At 68.9% G+C, this 13,093-nt stretch carries 12 protein-coding genes; 5 read left to right on the forward strand and 7 right to left on the reverse strand.

The window, feature by feature from the left end; all coding sequences use genetic code 11:
• Nucleotides 1-38: 38 nt before the first annotated feature.
• Together PV766_RS16055 and PV766_RS16060 are read right to left on the reverse strand one after the other, a co-directional pair.
• Nucleotides 39-1,097, reverse strand: a complete 1,059-nt coding sequence (locus PV766_RS16055; protein ID WP_421097386.1) for a PhoH family protein — start codon at nt 1,095-1,097, stop codon at nt 39-41.
• 102 nt (nt 1,098-1,199) lie between these two features.
• The gene (locus PV766_RS16060; RefSeq protein ID WP_016933435.1) at nt 1,200-1,802 is read right to left on the reverse strand and encodes a TetR/AcrR family transcriptional regulator; all 603 of its coding nucleotides are present in this window, start codon (nt 1,800-1,802) and stop codon (nt 1,200-1,202) included.
• A 184-nt stretch (nt 1,803-1,986) separates the two neighbouring features.
• Between PV766_RS16060 and PV766_RS16065 the strand changes: the two genes are divergently transcribed.
• On the forward strand, nt 1,987-3,600 hold the full coding sequence (locus tag PV766_RS16065) for an MFS transporter (protein WP_421097387.1): 1,614 nt from the start codon (nt 1,987-1,989) through the stop codon (nt 3,598-3,600).
• Here the strand turns inward: PV766_RS16065 and PV766_RS16070 are convergent.
• From PV766_RS16070 to hrcA, 4 genes are all read right to left on the reverse strand, one after another.
• Complete coding sequence (locus tag PV766_RS16070; protein ID WP_421097388.1) at nt 3,544-4,356, reverse strand: alpha/beta hydrolase family protein; 813 nt, start codon at nt 4,354-4,356, stop codon at nt 3,544-3,546. The genes PV766_RS16065 and PV766_RS16070 overlap by 57 nt on opposite strands.
• Before the next feature lie 78 nt (nt 4,357-4,434).
• Nucleotides 4,435-5,193: a 16S rRNA (uracil(1498)-N(3))-methyltransferase gene (locus tag PV766_RS16075; RefSeq protein WP_129976311.1), complete on the reverse strand. Its 759-nt coding sequence runs from the start codon at nt 5,191-5,193 to the stop codon at nt 4,435-4,437.
• Nucleotides 5,194-5,202: 9 nt separating this feature from the next.
• Nucleotides 5,203-6,354, reverse strand: a complete 1,152-nt coding sequence (gene dnaJ, locus PV766_RS16080) for a molecular chaperone DnaJ (protein WP_016933789.1) — start codon at nt 6,352-6,354, stop codon at nt 5,203-5,205.
• A 47-nt stretch (nt 6,355-6,401) separates the two neighbouring features.
• Nucleotides 6,402-7,445 carry a heat-inducible transcriptional repressor HrcA gene (gene hrcA / locus PV766_RS16085; RefSeq protein ID WP_129976312.1) on the reverse strand — a complete coding sequence of 348 codons (1,044 nt, stop codon included), beginning with the start codon at nt 7,443-7,445 and terminating at the stop codon, nt 6,402-6,404.
• A gap of 158 nt (nt 7,446-7,603) precedes the next feature.
• Between hrcA and PV766_RS16090 the strand changes: the two genes are divergently transcribed.
• Nucleotides 7,604-7,957, forward strand: a complete 354-nt coding sequence (locus PV766_RS16090) for a type II toxin-antitoxin system VapB family antitoxin (protein WP_016933791.1) — start codon at nt 7,604-7,606, stop codon at nt 7,955-7,957.
• Between the two features lie 96 nt (nt 7,958-8,053).
• On the opposite strand, the gene hemW is transcribed toward PV766_RS16090, so the two are convergent.
• A complete protein-coding gene (gene hemW / locus PV766_RS16095; RefSeq protein ID WP_421097409.1) occupies nt 8,054-9,265 on the reverse strand; it encodes a radical SAM family heme chaperone HemW in 1,212 nt (403 codons plus the stop codon).
• A gap of 392 nt (nt 9,266-9,657) precedes the next feature.
• On the opposite strand from hemW, the gene PV766_RS16100 reads away from it, so the two are divergent.
• Genes PV766_RS16100 through cysD form a run of 3 tightly spaced genes read left to right on the forward strand, consistent with a single transcriptional unit; the run spans nt 9,658 to nt 13,092 of the window.
• Nucleotides 9,658-11,376 (forward strand): nitrite/sulfite reductase, encoded by a 1,719-nt coding sequence (locus PV766_RS16100; RefSeq protein ID WP_421097389.1) that lies wholly within the window; start codon nt 9,658-9,660, stop codon nt 11,374-11,376.
• Between the two features lie 49 nt (nt 11,377-11,425).
• Nucleotides 11,426-12,151 carry a phosphoadenylyl-sulfate reductase gene (locus PV766_RS16105; RefSeq protein ID WP_064063060.1) on the forward strand — a complete coding sequence of 242 codons (726 nt, stop codon included), beginning with the start codon at nt 11,426-11,428 and terminating at the stop codon, nt 12,149-12,151.
• Nucleotides 12,148-13,092: a sulfate adenylyltransferase subunit CysD gene (cysD, locus tag PV766_RS16110; RefSeq protein WP_421097390.1), complete on the forward strand. Its 945-nt coding sequence runs from the start codon at nt 12,148-12,150 to the stop codon at nt 13,090-13,092. The genes PV766_RS16105 and cysD overlap by 4 nt, the downstream gene beginning before the upstream one ends.
• Nucleotide 13,093 lies beyond the last annotated feature (1 nt).

The following is a 13,093-nucleotide window of genomic DNA, read 5'->3' on the forward strand; positions in this document are numbered from 1 at the left end:
CTTCTGCACGACGGTATTCGGTTGATCTACAAGGGGGTTCATCGACGCTGCACCCGCTGCGCGCGGCGCTGGGCGCGGTTGCCGGAAATCCCGTCGCCGTCGCGGCCGGCCTCGAAACGGCCGTAGGCGTCGACGATGTCGGAGACGAGCCGGTGCCGCACGACGTCGCTGCTGTCGAGTCGCGCGATGTGGATGTCGTCGATGCCGTCGAGGATCTCGGTGGCGGCGGCGAGACCCGAGCGGGCACCGCCGGGCAGGTCGATCTGCGTGATGTCGCCGGTCACGACGATCTTGGAGCCGAATCCCAGGCGCGTGAGGAACATCTTCATCTGCTCGGCCGTGGTGTTCTGCGCCTCGTCGAGGATGATGAACGCGTCATTGAGGGTCCGGCCCCGCATGAATGCCAGGGGCGCAACCTCGATCACCCCGGCCTGCATGAGCTTCGGGATCGCCTCCGGATCCATCATGTCGTGCAATGCGTCGTGCAGCGGACGCAGATAGGGGTCGATCTTCTCGTACAGGGTGCCCGGCAGGAAGCCGAGTCGCTCCCCGGCCTCGACGGCGGGTCGGGTGAGGATGATGCGGTTGACCTGCTTGGTCTGCAGCGCCTGCACGGCCTTCGCCATGGCGAGATAGGTCTTGCCCGTACCGGCGGGGCCGATGCCGAAGACGATGGTGTGAGCATCGATGGCGTCGACGTACCGCTTCTGGTTCAGGGTCTTGGGCCGGATCGTCTTCCCGCGACGCGACAGGATGTCGAGGCTGAGCACGTCGGCCGGCGACTCGGAGAGCCCCTGGGTGAGCATGCCCACGGTGCGGCGCACGGCGTCGGGGGTGAGCGGCTGACCGCGTCGGACGAGGGTGACGAGTTCGGCGAGCGCGCGTTCGGCGAGCGCGACGTCGGCGGGTGCACCGGTCAGCGTGACGGTGTTGCCCCGCACGTGGATGTCCGCCGCCAGGAGGGCCTCGAGGGCGATCAGGTTCTCGTCCGCGGCTCCGAGCAGGGGCGCTGCGGCCTCCGACGGGAAGTCCAGGCTCGATCGGACCGTGGTCGGTTCGAGTTCGGCGGGCTCGTGGGGTCGGTCTGGTTCACTCACGTGGACGGTACGTCCTGCTTTCGGTTCGGCTCGTGCACGACGGTCGTCGTGTTCGTGCCAGTCTAGCGCCGGGCGGGGCGTACCCTCCCGCAACAGTGCGTTTCACCGGGCTTCGGTGCCCCCGTCTCCCGAGGTGGCCTCCGCGAGCCATCGCCGCGCCTCGGCGAGGACGGCCGGTGCCCGATCGGGTGAGACCCCGGCCAGCACGAGGTTGCCGAGCACGATGGTGTCGCCCGAGTCGTCCACCAGACCGAGGTTGGCCTGCTCGAGCGTGGCCATCGTCAGGCCTTCCATCATCCCGACCAGCACCGGCGCCGGAAGGTAGTCGGAGAACTGCCCCTGCGCGAGGCCACGTTCGACGAGCCCGAGGACGCGTGAGCGCACCGGCGCGACGAGTTCGGCGATGCGTTGCTCACCCACCTCCTTGCGCGCGAACGAGAGCAGCACGCGATAGCGGTCGCCGATCGGCCAGGTCCGCAGCCCCTCCACCGCGAGGGCGACCTCGGGGTCCTCCGGTTCGGGGTGGTCGAGGGCCTCGGCGAGCGCGGTCGAGGCGTCGTCGACGATCCCCTCGACGAGCGCTTCCCGGTTGGGGAAGTGCGCGTACACCGTGCGGCGGACCACGCCCGCGGCCTTCGCGACATCGTCCATGCTCGCGTCGAAGTCGGTGGCGAAACACATCACTGCCGCATCGAGTATGCGCATGCGGTTCGCGATGAATCGGGTTCGTGGCCGAGTGACCGAGTTCTCCACGTTCTTCGCCCTCTTCCTACTGACTGTGATCTGTCTTTCATTCTAGTTGCACACGGATGTGCAACTGTGTAACTTGCACAGCGCCGTGCAGAACGGGGGTCCGTCCCCGTCCACCCAGCACCCCGAGGAGAGCCCGATGACCACTGCTGTCACCCGATCGGAAGGGAGCGCGGCGAAGGAACCCTACCGGCTGCGCTGGGCAGGACTCGCGGTGCTGTGCCTGAGCCTGCTCATCGTCGTGATGGCGAACACCTCACTCATCGTCGCAGCGCCCGGAATGCTGCGCGACCTGCAGCTCACCAGCGCCGACATGCAGTGGATCATCGACGGCTACACCGTCCCCTACGCCGCGCTGATGCTGCTGTTCGGCGTGCTCGGCGACCGGTACGGCCGTCGACGCGCGCTGCTGGCAGGCCTGGCGGGGTTCGCCGCGGGGGCGGTGTACGGATCGCTCGCCGACAGCGCGGGTGATGTGATCGTCGCGCGCATCGTCATGGGTGTGGGCGCCGCCGTCATCATGCCTGCAACGCTGTCGCTGCTCGTCGCGATGTTCCCCCCGCGCGAGCGTGCCCGGGCGATCGCCGCATGGGCGGCCACCTCGGGCCTCGCCATCGCCCTCGGCCCACTGCTCGCCGGATGGCTCCTCGAATCGAACTCGTGGGGGTCGACCTTCCTCATCAACGTACCGATCGCGGCGCTCGCCGCCCTCGCCGCCATGATCCTCGTGCCCGCATCGAAGGCCGACGATCTCACCCGCACCGATTGGATCGGCGGCGCCCTGTCGGTCCTCGCCCTCGGCGGGATCGTCTACGCGATCATCGAAGGCTTCCACTTCGGTTGGGGCACCGGGGTGATCGCGACCACGGTCGGTTCGGTGGTCGTCGCGGTTCTATTCGTCGTGTGGGAACTGCGCCATCCCCGGCCGCTGCTGGATCTGCACCGTGTCGCGGACCGGACCGTCGGCGGTGCCTGCGTCGCCGTGCTGTTGCTCTTCCTCGTCGCGTTCGGAGCCATCTACTTCGTCTCCCAGCAGTTCCAGTTCGTGCTGGGCTACGGCCCCCTCGAGACGGGGCTGCGTCTGCTCCCCCTTGCGGCGACGGTCTCGCTGGGTGCGGCGCTGAGCGGCCGGCTCGCCCCTCGCCTGGGCGCGCGGCTCCTCGTGGGCGCGGGCATGATCGCCGCAGCGGCAGGCATCCTCGCCCTCACCGTCACGGACACCGGCTCCGGCTTCACACCCTTCCTCATCTCGTTGCTGCTACTGGGGCTGGGCATCGGCCTGGCCACACCCCCGTCCACCGACCTCGTCATGGGCGGCTTCCCCGACTCGGATCTCGGATCGGCGGGCGGATTGAACGACACCGCAGTGGAATTCGGCGGTTCACTGGGCATCGCCGTACTCGGCTCGATCCTCGCGACCACCTATCACCGCGAGATCTCCGGTTTCCTCGACGGATTCCCCATGGCAGATCTGACGGGCCCGATGGCCGAGCAGGCGGCGATGGCGATCGAGGCGGCCGGCGACTCGGTGGGCGGTGCGGCGATCGTCGCGGAGGAACTCGCAGCCCATCCGTTCGCGGCGTCGTACGCGCAGCCTCTGCTCGACGCGTCGTCCGCGGCGTTCGCGCAGGCGATCTCGTCCGCGAGCCTCGTCGCCGGTATCGTCCTGCTCGTCGGCGCCGCGGCGGTCACGGCGCTACTCCCCCGCGGGCTCCCCGCCCGCTCCCGCAGCGATGCCGAGGTCGGCGACTGACGGAGCGGTGAGCAGTTCGAGCGATCGCTCCCAGGAGCGGGTCGTGCGGTTCAGGAAGGCGACATGGTCGTCGCCGTCGAACAGTTCCAGCGACACCGGATCTCCCGCTGTCGCGGCCACCTCGGCGTAGCGGTGCGCCACACTCACCGGAACCTGCTCGTCGGTGGTGCCGTGCAGCACCGCGACCGGCACACCGATCGGCACCCGGTGCGTGGGTGAGGCGGAGCGGTAACGCTCCGGCTCATCCGTGTAGGACGCGCCGAAGAGCGCCTCGAATGCGTGCACACGGCGGCCTCGCTCCCCGGACGTGACGAGGTCGAGTGCTCCTGCCTGCGAGACCACGAATTCCGGCCGCACCGATGTGTTCTCACCGGCGAGCCACACCGCCAGCTGACCTCCCGCCGAATGGCCGACGAGCCGGACACGGTCGACGTCGATCTCGATGCCGGCGCGCTGCGCGTGCGGAACGACCTCGGTGAAGATCGTCTCGAACGCCGCAACCACGTCGGCGGACATCTCCTCCCACGCGCCACCGGCCTCGAGTCGCCGGTACTCGACGTTCCACGCCACCACACCGCGACGAGCGAGGTCGACGGCGAGCGCCGTGCCCAAGGTGAGTCGGTAGCGACCGTGCCACGAACCCCCGTGGACGACCATGACAACGGGAACGGGCCCCGTCACGGTCTCGAGGTCGGGCAGGAAGACGTGCCCGAACTGCTGTGAGTGGGCGCCGTAGGCGATTCTGGTGCGAGCCAAGAGGAATTCCTTCAGTGCAGAGGATCGGGACCCGCACGCGGTCCCTCAGTACAGAGAGCCGGAACCCGCACGCGGTCCCTAGTGCAGCGGCCGGGTGCGCCACCGGTCGGTGAGCACGCCGATCGCTCCGAGTGCAACGGCCGCCGCGGTCGAGGTACGCAGCACCGTGGGGCCGAGACCGACGGCCACCGCCCCCGCGTCGACGAGAGCGTGGACCTCCGCGTCGTCGAGTCCGCCTTCGGGACCGACGATCAGCGTCAGCGAATCGGCGTCGCCCACCGGCAGGTCGGCGAAGGGAGTGGTCGCGGATTCGTGCAGCACCGCGACGACGTCACCGCGCTCGACGGCCGACCGCACACGGGCGACGACCTCGGAAGTGCGGTGCAGCGCGTCGACCGTGGGCACGTGCGCACGCCGCGACTGTTTGGCCGCCGAGGTCGCAACAGCCTGCCACTTGGCAACACCCTTGTCCGCCTTGGCATCCCATCGTGCGACGCACCGCGCCGACTGCCACGGCACGAACTCGTCGGCTCCGGCCTCGGTGGCCAGTTCGACGGCGAGTTCGGACCGGTCGGACTTCGGCAACGCCTGCACGACCGTCACACTCGGACGCGGCGGGGCGACGGCGCGACGACCGAGCACGAGGGCTTCGAGCCGATCCTTCGCCACCGCGGTGACCTCGACGTCGGCGACCCCACCCGCACCGTCGGACAACACGAGCCGTTCGCCGACCGCGATGCGACGGACCGTGGCGGCGTGCCGGCCCTCCTTGCCGTCGAGCACGGCCGTCTGCCCTTCGGCGGGCAGCGGGTCGAGGTAGAACAGTGTCGCGGCCACCCGGGCGACCTAACGGGCGCTGAACGCGTCGCGCAGACGCGAGAACAGGCCGCCGGAGTTCTGCGAACCGGTCGTCACGACCTCGACACGCTCGCGGTCGCTGTGCCGGCGCAGATCCTCGAGCAGCTTGGTCTGCTTGTGATCGATCCGGGTGGGCACCACGACCTCGAGATGGGCGTGCAGATCGCCGCGCGTGCCCGACCGCAGCTTCGGCATGCCGTGACCGCGCAGCACCGAGACCGAACCGGGCTGGGTGCCGGGATCGACGGTGATCTCGATGGGGCCGTCGAGGATCGTGTCGACCGTCACCGCAGTGCCGAGCGCCGCGTCGACCATGGGCACCCGGATGGTGCAGTGCAGATCGTCGCCGTCGCGGACGAAGACCTCGTGCTGCTGTTCGAGCACCTCGACGTAGAGATCGCCGGCGGGACCACCGCCGGGGCCGACCTCGCCCTGGGCCGCGAGGCGGATGCGCATGCCGTTGCCCACACCGGCAGGCACCTTGACGGTGATCTCACGGCGGGCGCGCACGCGACCGTCGCCGCCGCACTTCCGGCAGGGGTCCGGGATGGTCTCGCCGACACCGCGGCAGGTCGGGCAGGGCCGGGACGTCATGACCTGGCCGAGGAAGGAGCGCTGCACCGACTGGACCTCGCCGGCACCACCGCAGGTCTCGCATCGCACGGGCTTCGAGTCGCCGTGGGTACCGGAACCGGTGCACGCATCGCACAGGATCGCGGTGTCGACGGTGACCGTCTTGGTGACGCCACGAGCGCATTCCTCGAGGGTCAGCCGGGTGCGGAGCAGCGAGTCGGCGCCGGGCTGGACGCGGCCGCGCGGGCCGCGGGATCCGCCTGCCCCGCCACCGAAGAACGCCTCGAAGACGTCGCCGAGTCCGCCACCGAAGCCGGCGCCCCCGAAGCCACCGGCGCCGCCGCCACCGGGTTCGAGCGGATCGCCGCCGAGGTCGACGATGCGTCGCTTCTCGGGATCCGACAGCACCTCGTAGGCGGCCGAGATCTCCTGGAAACGCTTCTGCGCCGACTCGTCGGGGTTCACGTCGGGGTGGTGCTCGCGCGCCAACTTGCGGTACGCCCGTTTGATCTCCTGGTCGGTCGCGTTCTTGGACACGCCGAGCGTCCCGTAGTAGTCCCGTGCCACGTTTCGTTCTCGTCCTTACTTCGTTCTACACAGAAAATGGACGGTGCTCAGCGCTCGCCGAGCACCTCACCGATATATCTCGCAACGGTAGCCACCGATGCGATGGTTCCCGGATAGTCCATCCGGGTGGGGCCGAGCACTCCCAGACCACCGAAGACCGTACCTGCGGCACCGTAGCCGGTGGACACGACGGAGGTGGTGCGCATCTCCTCGAACTGGGTCTCCTCACCGATGCGGACGGTGACCCGGCCGGCGTCCTGGCTGGACGCGAGCAGCTTCAGCACCACCACCTGCTCCTCGAGCGCTTCGAGGACCGTACGCAACGATCCCGGCACGATCCCGTGGCCGTCGAAGTCCGCGGCGTTGCGGGTGAGGTTGGCGGTGCCGCCGAGCACGAGGCGTTCCTCGGGATGCTCGACGAGGGTTTCCACCAGCACCGTGGTGCACCGGATGAGCGCGTCGCGCAGATCCTCCGGCGCGTTGTCGGCGAGTTCGGTGACCGCGACGGACGCGGCAGCGAGCCGCTTGCCGGCCAGCGCCCCGCCGAGCAGCTCACGCAGTCGCGACAGACCGTCCTCGTCGATCACGTCGCCGAGTTCGACGATCCGCTGATCCACGCGACCCGAATCGGTGATGAGCACGAGCAGCAGCCGCGCCGGTGTCAGCCCGACCACCTCGAGGTGTCGCACGGACGACGCCGAGAGCGTCGGGTACTGCACGACCGCGACCTGACGGGTGAGCTGTGCGAGCAGACGCACCGCGCGCCGCAGCACATCGTCGAGGTCGACACCGGATTCGAGGAACTGCAGGATCGCGCGACGCTCGGCCGACGAGAGCGGCTTGACCTCCGCGATCCTGTCGACGAACTGGCGGTAGCCCTTGTCGGTGGGTACACGCCCGGAACTCGTGTGGGTCTGTGTGATGTATCCCTCGGCTTCGAGCACAGCCATGTCGTTGCGGACCGTGGCGCTGGATACACCGAGATTGTGCCGGTCGACGAGAGTCTTGGAGCCGATCGGCTCCTTGGTGGACACATAATCCGCCACGATGGCGCGCAAGACCTTGAATCTCCGCTCCTCGGTACTCGACAACCCGCCACCTCCGTTTCCGCCGCCTGCAGGACCGCACCTTTCGGGGCCGTACCCTGCCAGTCTAATCGCGCGAGGACCGTGCAGGTGTCGGGCACGTGCGCGACACCACCCCGGCACCGGACGCGACGCCGGCAGCGTGTTCCCCGTAATGTGTTCGCATGATCTTCAAGGGCGTCCGGGACGGCAAGCCGTATCCCGATCACGGACTGTCTCTGCGCGACTGGTCGAGGATTCCGCCCCGGCAGGTGCGCCTCGACGAAATCGTCACGACCACGAAGGTTCTCGAACTCGACCGGCTGTTGTCGGAGGATTCGACCTTCTACGGCGATCTGTTCCCGCACGCCGTCCAGTGGCAGGGCGTGCTGTATCTCGAGGACGGGCTCCACCGGGCGGTGCAGTCCGCGCTGCGGAACCGGCCGGTGATGCACGTCCGGGTGTTCGAGTACGACCTGTTGATTCCCGGTGGCGCTTCCGATCCGGGTGCCGAGGTTCGGGGCACGTCTCCCGCGTAGCCGGATCAGGAGTGGACTCACTCCGTTTCGACCGATGTCCGACGGAGCGACCGAGCTCGGGCCGCGACCGGGAAGCAGTGGGCACGGACGAGCCGGCTAGGTGAGGATCGAGCGGACCACCGCGTCGGCCAGCAGCCTGCCCCGGTCGGTCAGCACGAGGTGGTCGTCGTGCACCACCGCGAGACCGTCGGCGATCACCGTCTCCGCCGCCTCGCGCTCCTCGGCGTCGAGCACGGCGAGCGGCAGGCCCGTGCGCAGCCGGACGGTGAGCATCACGAGTTCGGTGTGCCGGTCCTCGGCCGTGAGGTGTTCGCTGCCCGCCACGGGCAGGACACCGTCGGCGAGGGTCGACGCGTAGCGGGCGGGGTGCTTGACGTTCCACCAGCGCACGCCGCCGACGTGACTGTGCGCCCCCGGTCCGGCACCCCACCAATCGCCACCGTCCCAGTAGCCGAGGTTGTGGGCGCAGCGCGCCGACGGATCGTCGGCCTTCGCCCAGTTGGACACCTCGTACCAGGTCATACCCGCCTCGGCGAGTCGTGCGTCGATCCGTTCGTACCGCGTGGCGAGCACATCGTCGTCCGGTGCGGGCAGCTCGCCGCGACGCACACGGCGCGCGAGCGCGGTGCCGTCCTCGACGATGAGCGCGTACGCCGAGACGTGGTCGACGCCCGCCTCGAGCACCGCGTCGAGGGAGGCGTCGAGGTCGGCGTCGCGCTCGCCCGGTGTGCCGTAGATCAGATCGAGGTTGACATGGTCGAAACCGGCGGCGCGCGCTTCCTTCGCCGCCGCGACCGGCCGCCCGGGTGTGTGGGTGCGGTCGAGAACCGCCAGCACGTGCGGCGCGGCGGACTGCATGCCCAGCGACACGCGGGTGTATCCGGCCTCCCGGATGGCCGAGAAGAACTGCGTGGAGGTGGATTCGGGGTTGGATTCGGTGGTCACCTCGGCGCCGGGCGCCAGTCCGAACGAGTCGCGGATCGCGTCGAGCACCTGCGCGAGCCCGTCCGCGCCGAGCAGCGAGGGGGTGCCGCCGCCGACGAAGACCGTCTCGGCGGCGGGCGCCCGTCGTCCGGTGTCCGAGAGCAACCGGGCGCCGGCGTCGAGTTCGCGGCGCAGACCCTCGAGCCAGGACTGCGGTGAGGCGGCGCTGCCGAGCTCACCGGCCGTGTAGGTGTTGAAATCGCAGTAGCCGCAGCGGGTCGCGCAGAAGGGCACGTGCACGTACACCCCGAACGGTCGCGTCCCCACCCCCGCGAGCGCCGGAGCGGGAAGTTCGAGACCGGCCGGACGACCCGCGATACCGATTTCCGTGCCGGTGCGCCGACCGATCTCCGTGGTGTTCACGACCCCAGTCTTCCAGAGAGCCGGAGGGCGCCTCCGCGCGCGAGCCCCCTACCTCGACATTTCCCGAAAATCGGGTGGAAATACCGGCCACAATTCGGAATCGCCCCGGTGACATGGCACAATGGTCGGCATGACAGGACCCGGAGTGCGACTCGTGGCGCGACGCCACGTCGACTTCAAGCGCGTCTGCGCGTCCTGCTGTCTGCCTTGCGCCGCTCGTCTCTGCGCCGACTGTTCCTAGTCGGCACTCCCCGGCACATCCCAGATCCCGCCGGGTCGAAGCATGCGTGCACGAGGTTCAGCCCCCTCCTGCGCTCGCCGATCCGGTTCCAGCGAACATCAGGAGACCCTGTATGTCGTCGACCACCGACGTCACTCCCGCCGACGAGTCGGCCAAGCCCGCACGTCGCGCTGCGCGACCTGCCACCCGCCGCGCCGAGGGACAGTGGGCCCTCGGTTACCGGGAGCCGCTCAACGCGAACGAGCAAGCGAAGAAGGACGACAACCCGCTCAATGTCCGTCGGCGTATCGAGGATATCTACGCGCACACCGGTTTCGACGGCATCGACAAGAGCGACCTGCGCGGCCGGTTCCGCTGGTGGGGTCTGTACACCCAGCGCGAGCAGGGCTACGACGGCACCTACACCGGCGACGAGAACCTCGACCTGCTCGAGGCGAAGTACTTCATGATGCGGGTGCGCTGCGACGCCGGCGCCCTGAATGTGACCCAGCTGCGGACGATCGCCGGTATCTCCACCGAGTTCGGCCGCGACACCGCCGACCTGTCCGACCGCCAGAACGTCCAGTACCACTGGATCGAGGTCGAGAACGTCCCGGAGATCTGGCGGCGTCTCGAATCGGTCGGCCTGAAGACCACCGAGGCGTGCGGCGACTGCCCCCGCGTCGTACTCGGTTCACCGCTCGCCGGTGAGTCCCTCGACGAGGTCATCGACGGCACCCCGGCGATCGACGAGATCGTGCGCCGCTACATCGGCAACCCCGAGTACTCGAACCTGCCGCGCAAGTTCAAGACCGCGATCTCCGGCCAGCAGGACGTCGTGCACGAGATCAACGACGTCGCCTTCATCGGTGTCGAGCACCCCGAGCACGGTCCCGGTTTCGATCTGTGGGTCGGCGGCGGTCTGTCCACCAACCCGATGCTCGCGCAACGGGTCGGCGCGTGGATCCCGCTGCACGAGGTCGCCGACGTGTGGGAGGGCGTCGTCGCGATCTTCCGCGACTACGGCTACCGCCGGTTGCGGTCCAAGGCGCGCCTGAAGTTCCTCATCAAGGACTGGGGCATCGAGAAGTTCCGCGAGGTGCTCGAGACCGAGTACCTGAAGCGTCCGCTGATCGACGGCCCGGCCCCGGCCGCTCCCGAGCGTCCGATCGACCACGTCGGCGTCCAGAAGCTGCGCAACGGCCTCAACGCCGTGGGGGTCGCGCCGATCGCCGGCCGTGTCTCGGGCACGATCCTGTCCGCAGTGGCCGACGCCGCCGAGCGGGCGGGCTCCGACCGGATCCGGTTCACGCCCTACCAGAAGCTCATCGTGCTCGACGTCGCCGACGACAAGGTCGAGCAGCTCGTCACCGAGCTCGAGGCGCTGGGTCTGCCGGCCTCGCCGTCGCCGTGGCGCAAGAATCTCATGGCCTGCACGGGAATCGAGTTCTGCAAGCTGTCCTTCGTCGAGACACGCAAGCGTTCGCAGGCCCTGGTGCCCGAACTCGAGGAGCGGCTCGCCGACATCAACGCGCAGCTCGACGTTCCGGTCACGATCAACATCAACGGCTGCCCCAACTCGTGCGCGCGTTCCCAGATCGCCGACATCGGCTTCAAGGGCCAGCTCGTCGACGACGGTGAGGGCAACCAGGTCGAGGGATTCCAGGTGCATCTCGGCGGTGCGTTGGGCTTCGACGCGAAGTTCGGGCGCAAGCTGCGCCAGCACAAGGTCACCAGCGCCGAACTCGGCGACTACATCGAGCGGGTGGTGCGCACCTTCGTCAAGGAGCGCACCGAGGGCGAGCGTTTCGGCGAATGGGCCGTCCGGGCCGAGGAGGCCGACCTGCGATGACCGGCACTGTTGCAGCGGTCGACACGAAGACGGATCGGGAAGGGACGCGATGACGATCGACACGAACATCGACGAACTCCGCAGTATTGCCGCGCAGGGGGCGGCAGAACTCGAGGGTGCGTCGGCGCAGGAACTCCTGCGTTGGACGGACGAGACGTTCGGTACCCCCACCGACAGCGGACGCAGCGGCTACATCGTCGCGTCCAACATGCAGGACGGGGTCCTGGTCCATCTCGCCGCGCAGCAGCGCCCCGGGGTGGACGTGCTGTTCCTCGACACCGGCTACCACTTCGCCGAGACGCTCGGCACACGTGACGCGGTGGCGCAGGTGTACGGCGTGAACATCGTCGACGCGCAGGCACAGCAGTCGGTCGCGGAGCAGGACGACCTGCTCGGCAAGGATCTGTTCGCCCGCGATCCGAACGAGTGCTGCCGCCTGCGCAAGGTGGTACCGCTGACGGAGAGCCTGAAGGGCTACCGCGCATGGGTGACCGGCATCCGCCGCGTCGAGGCCCCCACCCGCGCGAACGCTCCGCTCGTCTCGTTCGACGACGCGTTCGGGCTGGTGAAGATCAATCCGATCGCGGCATGGTCCGACGAGGACATGCAGAACTACATCGACGAACACGGGATCCTCGTCAATCCCCTCGTCGACGAGGGCTACCCGTCCATCGGGTGCGCCCCGTGCACCACCAAACCACTTCCCGGAGCCGATCCGCGCAGCGGGCGCTGGGCCGGCCGAGCCAAGACCGAATGCGGGTTGCACGCCTCATGACACTCACCGATACGAATCCCACCGAAGCCCGGACACTGTCGGACGGCAACCGGTTCGACACCCTCGATGCCCTCGAGTCGGAGGCGATCCACGTCTTCCGCGAGGTCGCGGGCGAGTTCGAACGACCCGTCATCCTGTTCTCCGGAGGCAAGGACTCCACCGTCCTGCTGCACCTGGCCATCAAGGCCTTCTGGCCGGCACCGCTGCCCTTCGCGTTGCTGCACGTCGACACCGGGCACAACCTCCCCGAGGTTCTCGAGTTCCGCGATCACGTGGTCTCGAAGTACAACCTGCGCCTGCACGTCGCGAGCGTCGAGGACTATCTCGCCGACGGCCGGCTCACCGAGCGTCCCGACGGCATCCGCAACCCGCTGCAGACCGTTCCGCTGCTCGACGCGATCTCGGAGAACCGGTTCGACGCCGTCTTCGGCGGTGGCCGCCGCGACGAGGAGCGTTCGCGCGCCAAGGAGCGGATCTTCTCGCTGCGCAACGCATTCGGCCAGTGGGACCCGAAGCGTCAGCGTCCCGAACTGTGGAATCTGTACAACGGGCGGCACGCACCCGGGGAGCACGTGCGCGTCTTCCCGCTGAGCAACTTCACCGAACTCGACATCTGGCGGTACATCGCCCGCGAGAACGTCGAACTGGCGAGCATCTACTACACGCACGAGCGTCCCGTCTACCGCCGCGACGGCATGTGGATGACCCCGGGCGTCTGGGGCGGTCCGGCCGAAGGCGAAGAGCTCGAGGTGCGTTCGGTGCGCTACCGCACCGTCGGCGACGGCTCGACCACCGGCGCGATCCTGTCCGAGGCCTCCACGAACGAGGAGATCCTCGCCGAGGTCGCGGCATCACGACTGACCGAGCGCGGCGCCACCCGCGGCGACGACCGGGTTTCCGAAGCGGCGATGGAAGACCGCAAGCGAGAGGGCTATTTCTGAT

The sequence above is a fragment of the Rhodococcus sp. As11 genome (assembly GCF_048957735.1).
In the GTDB taxonomy this organism is placed as follows: Bacteria; Actinomycetota; Actinomycetes; order Mycobacteriales; family Mycobacteriaceae; genus Rhodococcus; species Rhodococcus gordoniae.